An 18,620-nucleotide genomic window follows, 5' to 3' on the forward strand; every position below is an offset into this window, starting at 1 on the left:
CCCATGATGGACGCCTTCGAACTTCCCCGTACCCTGGTCCAGTCCCTTCAACGTCGCGCCGCGCAGACGCCCGACCAGGTGGCCCTGCGCTTCCTCGCCGAGTCCGCCGAGCAGAGCGTGGTCCTCACTTACCGCGACCTGGACCTGCGCGCCCGCACCCTTGCCGCCGCCTTGCAGGCGCGGGCCGCGTTGGGTGACCGCGCGGTGCTGTTGTTCCCCAGTGGCCCGGATTACGTCGCCGCGTTCTTTGGGTGCCTGTACGCCGGAATCATCGCGGTGCCGGCCTACCCGCCGGAGTCCACGCGACGTCATCATCAGGCGCGCCTGCTGTCGATCATCAGCGATGCCGAGCCGTGCCTGCTGCTGACTGTCGCCAGTCTGGGCGACGACCTGGCGCAACTCGACAACGCGCCGCCGGTACTGAGCGTCGACACCCTCGATGCACACATCGCGAACGCTTGGATCGCGCCCGACCTGCAACCCGACGACATCGCCTTCCTGCAATACACCTCCGGCTCCACCGCGCTGCCCAAGGGCGTGCAAGTCAGCCACGGCAACCTGGTGGCCAATGAAGTGCTGATCCGACGCGGCTTCGGCATCGACCTGAACCCCGACGATGTGATCGTCAGCTGGCTGCCGCTGTACCACGACATGGGCCTGATCGGCGGCCTGTTGCAACCGATCTTCAGCGGCGTGCCGTGCGTGTTGATGTCGCCGGCGTACTTCCTGGGGCGGCCGTTGCGCTGGCTGGAAGCGCTCAGCGAATACGGCGGCACCATCAGCGGCGGGCCGGATTTCGCCTACCGCCTGTGCAGCGAGCGGGTCAGTGACTCGGCGCTGGAGCGCTTGGACTTGAGCCGGTGGCGCGTGGCCTATTCCGGCTCCGAGCCGATCCGCCTCGACACCCTGGAACGCTTCGCCGAGAAGTTCGCCCCCTGCGGTTTCACCCCAAGCAACTTCTTCGCCTCCTATGGGCTGGCCGAGGCCACGCTGTTTGTCGCCGGCGGCCGCCGGGGTCACGGCATCCCGGCGCTGCGTGTGGACGCCCAGGCCCTGGTCGCCAACCGCGCCGAGCCTGGGCAGGGGCCTGCGATCATGAGCTGTGGCACCCACCAGCCGGACCATGCGGTATTGATCGCCGACCCCCAAACGTTGTGCGAACTGGCCGATAACTGCGTCGGCGAACTCTGGGCCAGCGGGCCGAGCATCGCCCACGGCTACTGGCGCAACCCGGAAGCCACGGCGAGTGCTTTCGTGCAGCATGCCGGTCGTACCTGGCTGCGCACCGGCGATCTGGGCTTTATCCGCGACGGCGAGGTGTACATCACCGGGCGTCTGAAAGACCTGCTGATCGTGCGCGGCCACAACCTCTATCCCCAGGACATCGAGCAGACCATCGAGCGCGAAGTGGAGGTGGTGCGCAAGGGCCGGGTCGCTGCCTTCGCGGTGAATGACCAGGGCCAGGAAGGCATTGGCATCGCGGCGGAAATCAGCCGCAGCGTGCAGAAGATTCTGCCGTCCGAAGCGCTGATCAAGGCGATCCGCCAGGCCGTGGCCGAGGCGTACCAGGAGGCGCCGAGCGTGGTGGTGCTGCTCAATCCGGGGGCACTGCCCAAGACCTCCAGCGGCAAGGTGCAGCGTGGGGCATGCGCGATTCGCCAGGCCGATGGCAGCCTCGACAGTTACGCGCAATTCCCCGATCTGCACGCATCGGCGAGCGAGGCCGGCTTAGTGTCTGAACTGCAACAGCGGATCGCCGCGATCTGGTGCGAGCAGTTGCAGGTCGCCACGGTCGCTGCCGACGACCACTTCTTCCTGCTGGGCGGCAACTCCATCAGCGCCACCCAAGTGGTCGCACGCCTGCGCGAAAGCCTGGGCCTGGAGCTGAACCTGCGTCTGCTGTTCGAGGCGCCGACCCTGGAAGGCTTTGCCGCGAGCGTCGCGCAATGGCAGAGGGACGGCGGCGTCGCCCAAGGTGCGATCCACAGCGTGTCGCGCTACGAAGACCTGCCCCAATCCCTGGCCCAGAACCGCCTGTGGATCACCTGGCAACTGGACCCGCACAGCAGCGCCTACACGATTCCCGGCGCGTTGCGCTTGCGCGGCGAGCTGGACGAAGACGCGGTGCGTGCCAGCTTCCAGCACCTGATCCAGCGCCACGACGCCCTGCGCACACGCTTCTACGAACGTGATGGCCGGGCCTTCCAGCGCGTGGAGGCGAGCGTCGAGTTCGACCTGCACGTGATCGATCTCAGCGACCTGCCGACGGCCGAGCGCGAAGCCCGCGCGCAGCAGATCCGCGACGACGCAGCGCGCACCCGGTTCGACCTGGAAAACGGTCCGCTGCTATGGGTCACCCTCGTGCGTCTCGACGATGACGATCACCAGTTGCTGGTGACGCTGCACCACATCATCGCCGACGGCTGGTCGCTGACGCTGTTGATCGACGAGTTCTCGCGCCTGTACGCCGCCGCCGTCCAGGGCCAGACCCTGGCGCTGCCGCCGCTGGTCTTGCAGTACGCCGACTACGCCAACTGGCAACGCCAATGGCTGGCCGAAGGCGAAGGTGAGCGCCAACTGGCGTACTGGAAAACCCAACTGGGCGATGAGCATCCGCCCTTGAGCCTGGCCACCGACCACCCGCGTTCGGCGCAGCAGCGCCATAGCGCGTCGCGCCATACGGTGCGCCTGGACGCCGGTCTCAGCGCAGCGCTTCGCCAGACCGCCCAGGCCCATGAGGCCACCACGTTCATGCTGTTGCTGGCAGCCTTCCAGACCTTGCTCTATCGCTACAGCGGCCAGCGCGATATCCGCATCGGCGTGCCCAACGCCAACCGCCCGCGCCAGGAAACCCATGGGCTGGTCGGCTTCTTTATCAACACCCAGGTACTGCGTGCCGAACTGGATGGGCGCCTGCCATTCAACCAATTGCTGGCGGCGACACGCCAGGCCGCATTGGGCGCCCAGGCTCATCAGGACTTGCCTTTCGAACAGCTGCTGGAAGCCTTCCCTCACGCCCGTGAACAAGGCCTGTTCCAGGTCATGTTTAACCACCAGCAACGCGATCTCGGTGCCTTGCGCCGCCTGCCCGGCCTGCTCGCCGATGAGCTGGCGTGGCACAGCCGCGAAGCCAAGTTCGACCTGCAACTGCACAGCGAAGAAGACCGCAACGGGCGCCTGAGCCTGTCGTTCGACTATGCCGACGAACTGTTCGACGGCGCGACGGTACAGCGTCTGGCCGAGCACTTCGTCACCCTGTTGCACGCGGTGTGCGCGCAACCGCAAGGTGCCCTCGACGACCTGCAACTGATGCAGCACGACGAACAACAAGCGTGGACCCACGCGCCGTGCGCGCCCGCCCGGCAGTGGCTGCCGGAGTTGCTCAACCAACAGACCTCGGAGCGCACCGCGCTGCTCTGGGAGGGCGGTAGCCTGACCTTCGCCCAACTGCACACCCAGGCCAACCGCCTGGCCCATTACCTGCGCGACAAAGGCGTCGGCCCGGACGTGTGCGTGGCCATCGCCGCCGAGCGTTCGCCGCAACTGCTGATCGGCCTGCTGGCGATCATCAAGGCCGGAGGCGCCTATGTGCCGCTGGACCCGGATTACCCCGCCGAGCGCCTGGCCTACATGCTCAAGGACAGTGGCGTGCACCTGCTGCTGACCCAGACCGCGCTGCTCGACCGCGTACCGAGCGCCGACGGCGTGGGCGTGATCGCCATGGACAGCCTGCACCTGGACAGCTGGCCGACCCAGCCGCCGGGTCTGCACCTGGAGGGCGATAACCTCGCCTATGTGATCTACACCTCCGGCTCCACCGGCCAGCCCAAGGGTGTGGGCAATACCCACGCGGCCCTGGCCGAGCGCTTGCAGTGGATGCAGGCCACTTATCGACTCAACGACACCGATGTGCTGATGCAAAAGGCGCCGATCAGTTTCGACGTGTCAGTGTGGGAGTGCTTCTGGCCGTTGATCAGCGGTTGCCGCCTGGTGCTGGCCGGCCCTGGCGAACATCGCGATCCGCAGCGCATCGCGCAGTTGGTGCAGACCCATGGCGTGACCACCCTGCACTTTGTGCCGCCGCTGTTGCAGCTGTTTATCGACGAACCGCTGGCGGCCGAATGCACCAGCCTGCGACGCCTGTTCTGTGGCGGCGAAGCCTTGCCCACTGAGCTGCGCAACCGCGTGTTGGCGCAGTTGCCGGCGGTGCAATTGCACAACCGCTATGGCCCGACCGAGACTGCGATCAACGTCACCCACTGGCATTGCAGCACTTCGGATGGCGAGCGTTCGCCGATTGGCCGACCCCTGGGCAATGTGATCTGCCGCGTGCTGGATGGGCAACTCAATCCAGTGCCGCTCGGTGTGCCGGGTGAACTGTGCATCGGCGGCATCGGCCTGGCGCGGGGTTATCTCGGCCGTGCCGGGTTGACCGCCGAACGTTTTGTCGCCGACCCCCTGGGCGAGCCGGGCGCGCGCCTATATCGCAGCGGCGACCGCGCGCGCTGGAGCGCCGATGGCGTGCTGGAGTACCTCGGGCGCCTCGATCAGCAGGTCAAGCTGCGTGGTTTTCGCGTCGAGCCAGAAGAAATCGAGGCCCGTATGCTGGCCCTGGACGGTGTTGCCCAGGCCGTGGTGCTAGTGCGCGATGGGCAGTTGATCGGCTACTACACCGGCCATGCCGCGCTGGATGAGCAGGCGATGAAAACCGCCCTGGCCGCCGCGTTGCCGGAATACATGGTGCCCGCATGCTTGATGCGCCTGGACGCCATGCCCCTGAGCCCCAGCGGCAAACTGGACCGTCGCGCCTTACCGGAACCGGTGTGGCAGACCCGCGCACACGTGGAACCGCAAACACCCTTGCAGCAACACATCGCCGCGATCTGGCGCGAAGTCCTCGGCCTGTCCCGCATCGGCCTGCACGATGACTTTTTCGCCCTCGGCGGTCACTCCCTGCTGGCCACGCAAATCATCTCCCGCACCCGCCAGGCCTGCGATGTCGAGCTGCCGCTGCGTACCTTGTTCGACGCCAGTGAGCTGGGCGCGTTCGCCGAGCAAGTGCGGCTGATCCAGGCGGCCGGGCAACGCAACCAACAGACGGCCATTGCCAAGGTCGACCGCCGCCAGAAGGTGCCGCTGTCCTATTCCCAGCAGCGCATGTGGTTCCTGTGGCAGATGGAACCGGACAGCCCGGCCTACAACGTCGGCGGCATGGCGCGCCTGCACGGCGTACTGGATGTGGGGCGTTTCGAGGCGGCATTGCAGGCCCTGATCATGCGCCACGAAACCCTGCGCACCACGTTCCCCAGCATCGACGGCGTGGCCTGGCAGCAGGTCTCGCCACAGACCCACCTGCGCATGGGCTGGCAGGATTTCTCCGCGCTCGACGAAACCGCACGCCAGCAGCGCCTGCAGCAACTGGCCGATGTCGAGGCCCACACGCCGTTCAACCTGGAAACCGGGCCATTGCTGCGCGCGAGCCTGATCAAGGCCGGCGAGCAGGAACACTACCTGGTGCTGACCCTGCACCATATCGTCACCGAAGGCTGGGCCATGGACATCTTTGCCCGTGAACTCAGCGCCCTGTACGAAGCCTTTATCGACGAGCGCGACTCGCCGCTGGCGCCGTTGCCGGTGCAGTACCTCGACTACAGCGTGTGGCAACGCCAGTGGCTGGAAGGCGGTGAACGCCAGCGCCAACTGGATTACTGGACTGCGCAACTGGGCAACGAACATCCACTGCTGGAACTGCCCGCCGACCGCCCACGCCCGCCCGTGCAAAGCCACCGGGGCGAGTTGTACCGTTTTGACCTCAGTGATGAACTGGCCGCGCGCGTCCGGGCGTTCAATGCCGAACGTGGCCTCACGTTGTTCATGACCATGACCGCCACCCTGGCCGTGTTGCTCTATCGCTACAGTGGCCAGACCGACTTGCGTATCGGCGCGCCGGTAGCCAACCGGATCCGCCCGGAAAGCGAAGGGCTGATCGGCGCGTTCCTCAACACCCAGGTGCTGCGTTGCCAACTCAACGGCCAGATGAAGGTCGGCGAGTTGTTCGATCAGGTGCGCCACACTGTGATCGAGGGCCAGTCCCACCAGGACCTGCCGTTCGATCATCTGGTCGAAGCCCTGCAACCGCCGCGCAGTGCCGCGTACAACCCGCTGTTCCAAGTGATGTGCAACGTGCAGCGCTGGGAATTCCAGCAGCGCCGCCCACTGGCTGGCATGAGCGTGGAATACCTGGCCAACGATGCCCGCGCGACCAAGTTCGACCTCAACCTGGAAGTCACCGACCTCGACCATCGCCTGGGCTGTTGCCTGACCTACAGCACCGACCTGTTCGACGAACCGCGCATCGCACGCATGGCCGAGCATTGGCGCAACCTGCTCGAAGGGTTGATCGGCAGTCCCGAACAGCCCCTCAGTGAGCTGCCGTTGCTTAGCGCCGTCGAACAGCGGGCGTTGCAGGACAGCCTGGGTGTGGAGGCCGGCGAGCATCGCCTCGACCAGTGCATCCATACGCTGTTCAGCCGGCAGGCGATCGAGCATGCCGAGGCGCCCGCGTTGACCTTTGCAGGGGTGACCCTCACTTACGCCGAACTGGACGCTCGCGCCAATCGCCTGGCCTGGATGCTGCGCGAGCGTGGTGTCGGCCCGCAGGTGCGTGTCGGCCTGGCGCTGCCGCGTTCCCTGGAAATGGTCATCGGCCTGCTGGCGATCCTCAAGGCCGGCGGCGCCTATGTGCCGCTGGACCCGGAATACCCGCTGGAGCGCCTGCATTACATGATCGAAGACAGTGGCATCGGCCTGCTGCTCAGTGACGCGGCGATGTTCGAAGCCCTCGGCCCATTGCCGGCGACGGTAGCGTGCTGGTGCCTGGAAGATGATTTGCCGGTGCTCGGCCATTACCCCACGCACGAACTGCCATTCGTCAGCCTGGCGCAGCATCAGGCGTACTTGATCTACACCTCTGGCTCCACCGGTAAACCCAAAGGCGTGGTGGTGTCCCATGGTGAAATCGCCATGCATTGCCAGGCGGTGATCCGGCGCTTCGGCATGCGTGCCGATGACTGCGAGCTGCATTTCTATTCGATCAACTTCGACGCCGCCACCGAGCGCTTGCTGGTGCCATTGCTCAGTGGTGCGCAGGTGGTATTGCGTGCCCAGGGCCAGTGGGATGCAGAAGAAATCTGCGCGCTGATTCGCCGCCATCGCGTCACGGTCCTGGGGTTCACCCCCAGCTATGGCAGCCAGTTGGCGCAATGGCTGGCGACCCAGCAGCAGACCCTGCCGGTGCGCATGTGCATCACCGGTGGCGAAGCGCTGACCGGCGAGCACTTGCAGCGCATCCGCGCGGCGTTTCAGCCGGCGCTGTTTTTCAATGCCTACGGCCCGACCGAAACCGTGGTGATGCCGCTGGCGAGCCTGGCGCCGCAGCAGTTGGAGGAGGGCGCGGGCAGCGTACCGATCGGCCACATTGTCGGTGAGCGCGTGGCTTATATTCTCGACGCCGACCTGGCCCTGGTGCCACAAGGCGCGACCGGCGAGTTGTACGTCGGCGGAGCGGGGCTGGCCCAGGGTTACCACGAACGTCCGGGCATGACCGCCGAGCGTTTCGTCGCTGACCCGTTCGCCGCCCAGGGCGGTCGCTTGTACCGCACCGGCGACCTGGTGCGTCAACGCGCCGATGGTTTGGTGGAGTACCTGGGACGCATCGACCACCAAGTGAAGATTCGCGGTTTCCGCATCGAGTTGGGCGAGATCGAAACCCGCCTGCTGGAACACCCTGCGGTGCGCGAAGCGGTGGTGCTGGCCCTGGATTCACCGAGTGGCAAGCAACTGGTGGCGTACCTGGTCAGCGATGCCGAGCACGGCACCTTGCGCGAAGCACTCAAGGCCCATCTCAAGGCGCAGTTGCCCGACTACATGGTGCCCGCGCACCTGATCGTGCTGGACAGCATGCCGCTGACCGCCAACGGCAAACTCGACCGCCGCGCCTTGCCGTCACCGGACCCCGAAGCCAATCGCCAGGCGTATGTGGCTCCTCGCAATGGGCTGGAAAGCACATTGGCGGCGATCTGGTGCGCGGTGTTGAACGTGCCGCAAGTCGGCGTCGACGATAACTTCTTTGAACTGGGCGGCGACTCGATCCTGTCGATCCAAGTGGTCAGCCGCGCGCGGCAGGCCGGGATTCACTTCAGCCCCCGCGACCTGTTCCAGCACCAGACCGTGCAGACCCTGGCCGCCATGGCCACGCACACCGAGCAGATCACGGCTGAGCAGGGCGTGCTCACCGGCACTTCGGGCCTTACACCGATCCAGCAGTGGTTCTTCGACACAGACATTCCGAACCGTCAGCACTGGAACCAGGCCTTGCTGCTCAAGCCGCTGCAACTGCTGGAACCCCATCGCCTGGAGCAAGCGCTGCTGGCGGTGCTGGCACACCACGACGCCCTGCGCCTGAGCTTCACCCAGCGCGATGCCCGCTGGCACGCCGAACACATGGCCGTGCCCGAGGGCGGCCTGCTGATGCAGGCACATGTGCAAGAGATGCAACAGTGCGCCGCGCTGTTCACCGACACCCAGCGCAGCCTCGACCTGCAACACGGCCCGCTGTTGCGCGCGCTGTTGGTGGACGGCCCCCAGGGCCAGCAACGTCTGCTGATCGCGATCCATCACCTGGTGGTGGACGGCGTGTCGTGGCGGGTGTTGCTGGAAGACCTGCAAAACGTCTACCGCCAACTCAGCGACGGCCAGCCTGTCAGCCTGCCGGCCAAGACCCGTGCCCTGCGGGATTGGGCTGCACGTTTGCAGACGTATGCCGGCAGCGAATCCCTGCGTGAAGAATTGCACCTCTGGCAGCAGCAGTTGGCCGGTCCCGCCGTGCCATTGCCGGTGGACCGTCCACAGGGCACGCAGCGCCACCGCGACGCCGACACCGTCAGCGTGCGCCTGGATGCCGAGCGCACCCGCCAGTTGCTGCAGCAGGCGCCGAGCGCCTACCGCACCCAGGTTAACGACCTGCTGCTGACGGCCCTGGCCCGTGTGCTGTGCCGCTGGAGCGGGCACGCCTCGGCGCTGATCCAGCTGGAAGGCCATGGCCGCGAGCCCCTGTTCGATGACATCGACCTGACTCGCAGCGTCGGCTGGTTCACCAGCGCTTATCCGTTGCGCCTGACCCCGCAGGTCGGGCAGGGCGACTCGATCAAGGCGATCAAGGAGCAACTGCGCGGCGTGCCGCACAAGGGCCTGGGCTACGGCGTACTGCGTTACCTCGCGGACGATGGGTGCCGGCAGGCCATGGCCGCGCTGCCGATGGCCGAGATCACCTTCAACTACCTCGGCCAGTTCGACCAGAGCTTCGCTGCCGAGGCGCTGTTCCACCCGCTGGACGAATCGGCCGGCCTGGCCCATGACCCGGACGCGCCGCTGCCCAATGAACTGAGCGTGGACAGCCAGGTGTACGGCGGTGAACTGCTGCTGCGCTGGACCTTCAGCCGCGAACGTCACGACCCGCAGACCATCCAGGCGCTGGCCGATGCGTACCGGGCCGAACTGCACAGCCTGATCGCCCATTGCCTCACCCCCGATGCCGGCGGCCTCACACCGTCCGACTTCCCCCTGGCGCGCCTGACCCAGTCGCAACTGGATGCCCTGCCGGTACCGGCCAGTGCCATCGAAGACGTGTACCCGCTGACCCCGATGCAGGAAGGCCTGCTGCTGCACACCCTGCTCGAACCCGGCACCGGCCTCTACTACATGCAGGACCGCTACCGCATCGACAGCGCCCTGGACCCCGCGCGTTTCGCCCAGGCCTGGCACGCGGTGGTCGCCCGCCACGAAGCCTTGCGCGCCTCGTTCTGCTGGAACGTCGGCGAAGACATGCTGCAAGTGATCCACACACCCGGCGGCACGCCAATCGAATACCTGGACTGGAGCGCCGACCCTGAGGCCGAACACGAGCCATGTCTGCAAGCCCTGCTCAAGCAAGAGCGCGAGGCCGGTTTCGATCTGCTCAACCAGGCGCCGTTCCACCTGCGCCTGATCCGTGTCGACCAGGCGCGCTACTGGTTCATGATGAGCAACCACCACATCCTCATCGATGCCTGGTGCCGTTCGCTGCTGATGAATGACTTCTTCGAGATCTACATCGCCCTCGGCGAAGGCCGCGCCGCGCAACTGGCCGCCGCGCCGCGCTACCGTGACTACATCGCCTGGCTGCAACGCCAGAACCTGACCGAAGCACGCCAGTGGTGGCAGCAGAACCTGCGGGGTTTCGAGCGCACCACGCCGATCCCCAGCGACCGGCCGTTCCTGCGCGAACACGCGGGCCACAGCGGCGGCATGCTGGTGGGCGACTGCTACACGCGCCTCGATGCCGGCGACGGTGCGCAACTGCGCGAACTGGCCCAGGCCCATCAACTCACGGTCAACACCTTCGCCCAGGCAGCCTGGGCCTTGGTACTGCGGCGCTTGAGCGGCGAGCGCGACGTGCTGTTCGGCGTCACCGTGGCGGGTCGCCCGGTGGACATGCCGCAGATGCAACGCACGGTCGGTCTGTTCATCAACAGCATTGCGCTGCGGGTGACGCTGCCCGAGGACGATCAGCGTTGCAGCGTGCGCCAGTGGTTGAACGCGTTGCTCGACAGCAATATGCAACTGCGCGAGTACGACTACCTGCCGTTGGTGACGATCCAGGAACACAGCGAACTGCCCAAGGGCCAGCCGCTGTTCGACAGCCTGTTCGTGTTCGAAAACGCCCCGGTGGACGTCGCGGTGCTGGACCGCGCCCACAGCCTCAAGGCCACCTCGGATTCCGGCCGCACCCACACCAACTTCCCGCTGACCGCCGTGTGCTATCCGGGCGATGCGCTTGGCCTGCATCTGTCTTACGACCAGCGTTATTTCGACGAAAGCACCGTGCAAGGCATGCTCGGCGAGTTCAAGCGCTTGCTGTTGGCGCTGATGCAGGGCTTCCATGGCGACATGGCCGACCTGCCGCTGATCGGCGCGCAGGAGCGCGCGTTCCTGGTGGACGGCTGCAACCAGAGCGAGCACGCCTACCCGCTGGAGCGCAGTTATGTCGAGCTGTTCGAGGCGCAGGTGCAACAGCATCCACAGCGCATCGTCGCCCGTTGCCTCGATCAGCAATGGAGTTATGACGAATTGAACCGCCGCAGTAACGGCCTGGGGCACGCGCTGATCGCTGCCGGCGTCGGCCTGGATCAGCCAGTGGCGTTACTGGCCGAGCGCAGCCTCGATCTGCTGGGCATGATCGTTGGCAGCTTCAAGGCCGGCGCCGGTTACCTGCCGCTGGACCCCGGCCTGCCACTGCCGCGCCTGAGCCGCATCATCGAGATGAGCCGTACGCCGTTGCTGGTGTGCACCGAGGCGTGCCGCGAGCAGGCCATCGCATTGCTGGACGGCGTCGACTGCCAACTGCTGGTGTGGGAGGACGTGCCGGCCCGTGGCGAAAACCCAGGCCTCTACAGCGCCCCGGACAACCTCGCCTACGTGATCTATACCTCGGGCTCCACCGGCTTGCCCAAAGGCGTGATGGTCGAACAGCGCGGCATGCTCAATAACCAATTGAGCAAGGTGCCCTACCTGCGCCTGAGCGAGACCGATGTGATCGCCCAGACCGCTTCGCAAAGCTTCGATATTTCCGTGTGGCAGTTCCTCGCCGCGCCGTTGTTCGGCGCGCGGGTGGACATCGTGCCGAACGCCATCGCCCACGATCCGCAAGGCTTGCTGGCCCATGTACAGGCCCACGGCATCAGCGTGCTGGAAAGCGTACCGTCGCTGATCCAGGGCATGCTGGCCCAGGAGCGTATGAACCTGGACGGTTTGCGCTGGATGTTGCCGACCGGCGAGGCAATGCCGCCGGAACTGGCGCACCAGTGGTTGCAGCGCTATCCGCAGATCGGCTTGGTGAATGCCTACGGCCCGGCGGAATGTTCCGACGACGTGGCGTTCTTCCGTGTCGACGCGGCCTCGACCCGTGGCACTTACCTGCCGATTGGCGCGCCGACCGATAACAACCTTCTGTACCTGCTGGACGGTGCGCTGGAGCTGGTGCCCCAAGGCGCAGTGGGCGAGTTGTGCGTGGCCGGTACCGGCGTCGGTCGCGGTTACGTCGGCGATCCGCTGCGCACCGCGCCGGTGTTCGTGCCCAACCCGTTCGGTGCGCCGGGTGAGCGCTTGTACCGCACCGGCGACCTGGCCCGTCGACGTCGCGATGGCGTGCTGGAATATGTCGGACGTATCGACCATCAGGTGAAGATTCGCGGCTACCGCATTGAACTGGGGGAAATCGAAGCGCGTCTGCATGAGCAGCCGCAGATACGCGACGCGGCCGTCGGCGTGCAGGAGGGCGTCAACGGCAAGCACCTGGTGGGTTACCTGGTGGCCGCTGATCACACCCCGCCTTCGACCGAGTCTCTGGAGCGCATCAAGCAAAGCCTGCGCGCCGAACTGCCGGACTACATGGTGCCGCTGCACTGGCTCTGGCTCGAGCGCCTGCCGCTCAACACGAACGGCAAACTCGACCGCCAGGCCCTGCCGGCCCTGGAGATCGGCCAGTTGCACAGCCAGGACTACATGGCGCCGCGCAACCCACTGGAAACCACCCTGGCCGCGATCTGGGCCGAGGTGCTGAAAGTCGAAAGGGTAGGGGTGCAGGACAACTTCTTCGAGTTGGGCGGGCACTCGTTGCTGGCCACGCAGATTGCCTCACGGGTGCAGAAAACCCTGCAACGGGACGTACCGCTGCGGGCCATGTTCGAGTGCAGCACGGTGGCGGAATTGGCCGCGTATATCGACGGGTTGGCGGGCAATGAGATCAGCGCAGAGAAGGTGGATCGGTTGAGTGATTTGATGGCGGAGTTGGAGGGGTTGTAATGTCCACTGTCTTTTAGGGCCTCATCGGGGGGTAAGCCCCCTCCCACCTATTGAACGGTGACTCCATTCAATAGTGTGGGAGGGGGCTTGCTCCCGATGGCGTCTGGCCCGGCGCCGCTTACTTCGGCCCCATGATCTTCACCAACTTATCCGGCGACGGCGCCCCTTGCTGTTGCTGCAAGCCGCCCTTGTCATCCAGATAGAAAATCGCCGGCGTGGCCGATAGCTCCAGCTCTTCCATCAACTTCATGTTCGCCTCGAGCTTGGCCTCGATGTCCGCCGGGATCTTGTCCAGCGCCTTCAATTTGCTGCCTTTGCCGGCGCCTTCGTGTTCTTCCAGGGCTTTTTGCGGGTCTTTGGCGGCGAGCAGGGCGGCCGACTTGCCGGGGCTGTCTTCGCGGATGATGCCGACCATGATGTGGCGCAACTGCACCTTGCCGGCTTTTACCCACGGGCGGGCCTGTTCCCAGAACATGTTGCAGTACGGGCAGTTGGGGTCGCTGAACAGGTAGACGGTACGCGGTGCGTTTTTGTCGCCGTCCTGGATCCAGCTGCTCTTTTCCATCTTGGCCCAGATCTCCTTGGCCATTGGCGCGTACACCAATTTTTCCAGGGGCGCATTGCTCAGGTCGTTGCCTTGGGCGTCGTACAGGTTGCCGGCGATCACGCTCTTGCCATCGGCGGTCAGGTACAGCGCCATGCCGCGGTTCTGGTATTGCGCGGCGTAGCCGGTGAGGCCGCTGGGGGCGTCGAATTTGCCGATGATCTTGGCGCCCTTGGCTTCGATCTGTTTGATCGGCGCCGGCCAGTCTTCGGCCTGGGCCAGGGTGGCCGCCAATGTGAGCGGCAGCAGGGTCAGCAGGTGGCGGAGGCGGGGCATGTCGGTTTCCTTGTGGCGGCAGGTTCGGTGTCGAAGGGTTCCATCGCACGGGCCAGGCTGGCCTCGGACAATTCACCCAGGTGGCTGTTGATCAGGCGGCCGTCGGCTCGGTAGAACAGCGTGGTCGGCAAGGCCATGGAGCCCACGGCCTGGCCGAGACGGCCGCTGGCGTCGAACAGCACGTTGTCGAGGGTCAGGCCCTGGGTGGCGAGAAAGGTGCTGACGCTTTGCATGCTTTCGGCCTGGTTGACGAACAGGAAGGTCACGTCGGGACGCTGGTGCTGGGCGCGCTCGAGCACCGGCATTTCCCGGCGGCACGGCGGGCACCAGGTGGCCCACAGGTTGATCACCAGCGGGCCGCCTTTGTAGTCGGCCAGTTGCACCACCTCGCCGTCGGCGTTGCGCAAGGCAATGCCTGGCAATTGCGAGCCCTTGTCGTACAGGTTCAGGGACAGGCTGGTCATGCCCCAGAACACCAGACCGGTGATGACCCCGGCGCTCAACGGCTTGCGCAGCGCCGGGCGCCGCCAGCCATAGGCCAGCGCGCCCAGGATCAGCGCGATCACACCGGGCCAGGCGAGAAAGCCGCCGTCGCGCAGGTCGACCATTTGTAGCCAGTCGTTGCGGTAGTAACTCCAGTACATCAGCACAAAGCTGATACGTGCAGTCAGCATGCCCAAGAGGAACAGGCTGAACAGCACCGACTCCGGGTTCTCACCGCCACGCTTGGCCACGCGCCAACCCACCAGGGTGGCGAGAATCAGTGCGCTGATCAGCAGGATGTGATTCAGGGCGATGGCGAAGGTGCCGATGGTCAGGGTCAGCATCAGCGGGCTTCCCGGGTCTGATTCCAGCGTTGCAGGAAGGTCTCGGCATTCACCTCGCCGGTGATGCGCCGGGCACGGCGTTCCTCGCCATTGGGGCCGATCCAGATAAACGTCGGCGGGCCGGGGATCTTGTAGCGTTCCAGCAGTTCACGGCTGGCGGCATTGTCCGCGGTCACGTCAACCTTGAACAGGCGCACGCCACTAAGGGCTGCCATGACCTCGGGTTGACCGAACACGTCTTTTTCCATGACCTTGCAGGACCTGCACCAGTCGGCGTAGTAGTCGAGCAATACCCATTGGCCCTCGGCCTTGGCTTCGTCGAGCTGGCCCTGCAGGGCCGCTGGCGTGGTCACGGTGGTAAAGGCTTGGTGGGCACCCATTGCGGCGTAGGCCCGCGAGCCGCTGTAGACCTTCAACGGTTGCCACACGTCATCGCTGCCGCCTGCCGCGCCGACCAGCAGCAGCCCGCCCCACAACCCCAGGACGATGGAACCGGCGCCGGAGAGCATGGCCACGCGGCCGAAATCCTGGGCCAGACGCCAGCCGCAATAAGCCATGGCCAATGCCAATGCGCCCCACAGGCCAAGCCAGAGATTGTCCCCGACCACCGGGCGAATCATCAGTATCGCGGTGCCCAGGAACAGGAAGCCGAAGACGCCCTTGAGCACATTCATCCAGGTGCCCGGCTTGGGCAGGAAGCGATTGCCCACGGTCACCAGCAGCAACAACGGCACGCCAATGCCGATGCCCATGGCGAACAGGATCAGCCCGCCGTGCAGGGCGTTGCCGCTCTGAGCGATATAGAGCAGCGCGCCGGCCAGGGGCGCGGTCATGCAGGGGCCGACCAGCAGGCCGGACAGGGCGCCCAGCGCGCCGGCACCGATCAGGCTGCCGCCGTTGCGGTTGCGGTTGACGTTTTCCAGGCGGTCACGCACGGCCACCGGCAGTTGCAATTCAAAGAAGCCGAACATCGGCAGGGCCAGGATCACGAACAAGGCGGCGAAGCTGCCGAGGATCCACGGGGTTTGCAGCAGGGCGGCCAGGTTGGCGCCGAGCAAGGCGGCCAGGACGCCCAATGCGGCGTATACCAAAGCCATGCACACCACATAGCTGCCGGCCAGGGCAAAGCCGCGACGGGGGCTGGCGCCACTGCCCACGACCAGGCCGGCGAGAATCGGCAGCATCGGCAGCGAACACGGGGCAAACGCCAGCAACAGGCCCAAGCCAAAGAACACCAGCAGGCTCCAGCCCAGGCTGCGTTGTTGCAGGCCGCTGGCCAGGCTCTGGTCCTGGGCTTGCGCGGTGGCTGCAACGGCGGGGTTGCCGCCCAGGTCCACGGTGATCGATTGCGGCGGATAGCACAGGCCCGCATCGGCGCAGCCCTGCCAGCCCAGCTTGACCTGGCCGGTAACGCCGGCGGGGATCTTCACTTCCAGGCCCTGGCGATACACTTGCTGTTCGCCGAAGAACTCATCGCTGTGGGCTTCACCCTGGGGCAGCACTGGCTTTTCGGCCAGGTTGTCGAACTTCATGCGCTGCTGGTACAGGTAGTAACCGTCGGCGATCTGCCAAAACAGTTGGGTCTCGCCGGACTCCAGGCGTTCGGACGTAAAGGTGAAAGCCTTTTCTACCGGGAGGAAATCGGGTTTGGTCTCAAAAGGGTTGCTCGGCGCAGCCTGGGCGAACCCGGCGAACAGCACCAGCAGAAAGGTAAACAGATGCCCCATGGTCAAGCCTTAGTTCGTTGCAAGTAGGCACACAATGTGTGGCGTTGATTAACCGATGATTAACCGGCGCTATTCTAGAGTGTAGGGATTGTCTGATGTAGCGAACTTTGGCGGCATAATGCGCGCTTAATCCATTCCTTTTCTAATCCCCCCATCTTTCATGAAGGGTTCACCATGCACGTACTGGTCTGTGAAGACGACAAGCTGATCGCCAGCGGCATCGTCGCCGGCCTTGGCGCCCAGGGCTTTACCGTCGAACACGTGGCCACGGCCGCTGCCGCGCGGGCGATGCTCAAGGCGGCCACGTTCGACATCATGGTGCTCGACCTCGGCCTGCCCGACGAAGACGGCCTCAAGCTGTTGCAGCAACAGCGCAGCCAGGGCCTGGAGATCCCGGTGCTGATCCTCACCGCACGGGACTCGGTGACCAACCGCGTCGACGGCCTGCAAGCCGGTGCCGACGACTACCTGCTCAAGCCATTCGACCTGCGTGAACTCGCCGCGCGCCTGCAAACCCTGTTGCGGCGGGTGGCGGGGCGCAGCGTCAACCTGATCGAGCACGGTCGCCTGGCCTACGACCCGAGCAGCCGCGAGACCTTTCTCGGCGGTCAGCCGGTAGACCTTTCGCGCCGTGAGCAGGCGCTGTTGCAGGCGCTGTTGCACAACAAGGGCCGGGTGCTGTCCAGCGAGCAACTCAAGGACAGCGTCTACGGTTTCAGCGACGAACTGGAAAGCAACGCCCTCAACGTGCACATCCACCACCTGCGGCGCAAATTGGGCAATGGCATCGTCGAGACCGTGCGTGGCCTCGGTTACCGCCTGGGCCCGGCTGACGGCGGAGAGTCAACCCAGTGAAAAGCCTGCGCCTGCGCCTGACCTTCAAGCTGGGCGCCGCGTTCGTGCTGATCTGGGCCCTGGCGGCGGCCTGGATGCTCAACGACCTGCGTAACCAGATGATGTTTTCCCTCGACCAGCGCCTGGTGGCGTCCGCACGCATGGTGGCGGGCCTGACCGAGCAGATGCCGGGCCTGGCCAGTGTGAGCGGCGGGGCGCATTTGAGCACCGAGCAGTTGCATGTGCCGGGCGGCATGGCCTGCCAGGTCAGCTCCTTGCGCGGGGAAATCCTGGCGCGCAGCCATACCACGCCGGATGAAGGCCTGGAGTCGCACAAGAGCGGCTTTCGCGACCAGGTGATCGACGGCGTGGCCTGGCGCAGTTTCACCCTGTCCCGTGGCGACCTGCTGATTACTACCGCTGACCGCCAGGTGGAGCGTGAGGCGTTGAACCTGTCGATCCTGCTCGCGGCCTCGGTACCGGTGGGCGTGGCCATGCTGGGGTGCCTGTGCCTGCTGTGGCTGGGCATCGGCCAGAGCCTGCTGCCGCTCAACCGCATGCGTGACGCGTTGATGCGCCGCAGCGCCGACTCCCTCGAACCGTTGCAGATTCACCCGCTGCCCAGCGAACTCAAGCCGCTGCTCGACACGCAGAACCAACTGCTACAGCGCATCGCCAAGACCATCGAGCGCGAACGCCGCCTGACCGGCGACGCCGCCCATGAACTGCGCAGCCCGCTGACAGCGATCAAGACCCACCTGCAAGTGGCGCGCATGACCGAGGGCGCGGCTCGCGACCAGTCCCTGGCCCATGCCGAGGAAGGCGCCGACCGCCTGCACCGGACCCTGGAGCAATTGCTGTTGCTGGCGCGGGTGGAGGGCAGCCTGTCGTTTGACGATGGCCTGCAATCCAGCGCCGAGGAAGTGGCGCGGCTGGCGATCCAGGACGCCAGTGCCGGCGACAATCAGCGCATCGACCTGATCCTGCCGGACAACCTCACCGACACTCCGGTGGACATGCCCGTGGGCCTGGCGGTCGCGGCCTTGCGCAACTTGCTGGACAACGCCTTGCGCCATACGCCGGCAGACACGCGGGTGGAACTCAGTGTGTTCACCGCCGGCGATCAGGTGGTGTTCCGCGTGCGTGACCACGGCAAGCAGATCGCCGCCGAAGACCTGCAATACCTGACCCAACGCTTCTGGCGCCACGGCAGCAGCGAAGGCTGTGGCCTGGGACTGGCGATCGTGCAGGCCATTGTGCAGCGCTGCGCCTGCTCGTTGACCTTCGACAGCCAGCCCGATGGCCTGCGCGTTGACCTGGGTATGCCGCTGCGGCGCTGATCGAGTTTTTCTCGTGCCAAATAGTTACCGCCCTCTTGAGGTTCAACCCTTCAGGATGGCGATGATTTTTTGCGCTTGAACGGGCTGAATGACTCGGCCTGGCTTGAAAAGG

The 18,620-nt window shown here is 65.6% G+C and carries 6 protein-coding genes; 3 read left to right on the forward strand and 3 right to left on the reverse strand.

Going from position 1 to position 18,620, the window contains the following annotated elements; translation table 11 throughout:
• The first annotated feature begins 3 nt into the window (after positions 1-3).
• Positions 4-12,900: a non-ribosomal peptide synthetase gene (locus BLR63_RS01515; RefSeq protein WP_010566385.1), complete on the forward strand. Its 12,897-nt coding sequence runs from the start codon at positions 4-6 to the stop codon at positions 12,898-12,900.
• A gap of 118 nt (positions 12,901-13,018) precedes the next feature.
• Here BLR63_RS01515 and dsbG read toward each other — a convergent pair whose 3' ends face one another.
• Genes dsbG through dsbD form a run of 3 tightly spaced genes read right to left on the reverse strand, consistent with a single transcriptional unit; the run spans position 13,019 to position 16,334 of the window.
• Positions 13,019-13,780 carry a thiol:disulfide interchange protein DsbG gene (dsbG, locus tag BLR63_RS01520; protein ID WP_010566386.1) on the reverse strand — a complete coding sequence of 254 codons (762 nt, stop codon included), beginning with the start codon at positions 13,778-13,780 and terminating at the stop codon, positions 13,019-13,021.
• Positions 13,756-14,607, reverse strand: a complete 852-nt coding sequence (locus BLR63_RS01525; RefSeq protein WP_010566387.1) for a TlpA disulfide reductase family protein — start codon at positions 14,605-14,607, stop codon at positions 13,756-13,758. Before BLR63_RS01525 ends, dsbG begins: the two co-directional genes overlap by 25 nt.
• The gene (dsbD, locus tag BLR63_RS01530) at positions 14,607-16,334 is read right to left on the reverse strand and encodes a protein-disulfide reductase DsbD (RefSeq protein WP_010566388.1); all 1,728 of its coding nucleotides are present in this window, start codon (positions 16,332-16,334) and stop codon (positions 14,607-14,609) included. The genes BLR63_RS01525 and dsbD overlap by 1 nt, the downstream gene beginning before the upstream one ends.
• Before the next feature lie 174 nt (positions 16,335-16,508).
• On the opposite strand from dsbD, the gene BLR63_RS01535 reads away from it, so the two are divergent.
• Both BLR63_RS01535 and BLR63_RS01540 read left to right on the forward strand, forming a co-directional pair.
• Positions 16,509-17,189 carry a response regulator gene (locus tag BLR63_RS01535; protein WP_010566389.1) on the forward strand — a complete coding sequence of 227 codons (681 nt, stop codon included), beginning with the start codon at positions 16,509-16,511 and terminating at the stop codon, positions 17,187-17,189.
• Positions 17,186-18,508 carry an ATP-binding protein gene (locus BLR63_RS01540; RefSeq protein WP_010566390.1) on the forward strand — a complete coding sequence of 441 codons (1,323 nt, stop codon included), beginning with the start codon at positions 17,186-17,188 and terminating at the stop codon, positions 18,506-18,508. The genes BLR63_RS01535 and BLR63_RS01540 overlap by 4 nt, the downstream gene beginning before the upstream one ends.
• Positions 18,509-18,620 lie beyond the last annotated feature (112 nt).

It is taken from the genome of Pseudomonas extremaustralis (genome assembly GCF_900102035.1).
GTDB lineage: Bacteria > Pseudomonadota > Gammaproteobacteria > Pseudomonadales > Pseudomonadaceae > Aquipseudomonas > Aquipseudomonas extremaustralis.

What these genes read in the sequence shown, in the direction of transcription:
- BLR63_RS01515 (WP_010566385.1), top strand. Translation starts at nt 4, where the DNA reads ATGATGGACGCCTTCGAACTTCCCCGTACCCTGGTCCAGTCCCTTCAA.
- dsbG (WP_010566386.1), bottom strand. Translation starts at nt 13,780, where the DNA reads ATGCCCCGCCTCCGCCACCTGCTGACCCTGCTGCCGCTCACATTGGCG.
- BLR63_RS01525 (WP_010566387.1), bottom strand. Translation starts at nt 14,607, where the DNA reads ATGCTGACCCTGACCATCGGCACCTTCGCCATCGCCCTGAATCACATC.
- dsbD (WP_010566388.1), bottom strand. Translation starts at nt 16,334, where the DNA reads ATGGGGCATCTGTTTACCTTTCTGCTGGTGCTGTTCGCCGGGTTCGCC.
- BLR63_RS01535 (WP_010566389.1), top strand. Translation starts at nt 16,509, where the DNA reads ATGCACGTACTGGTCTGTGAAGACGACAAGCTGATCGCCAGCGGCATC.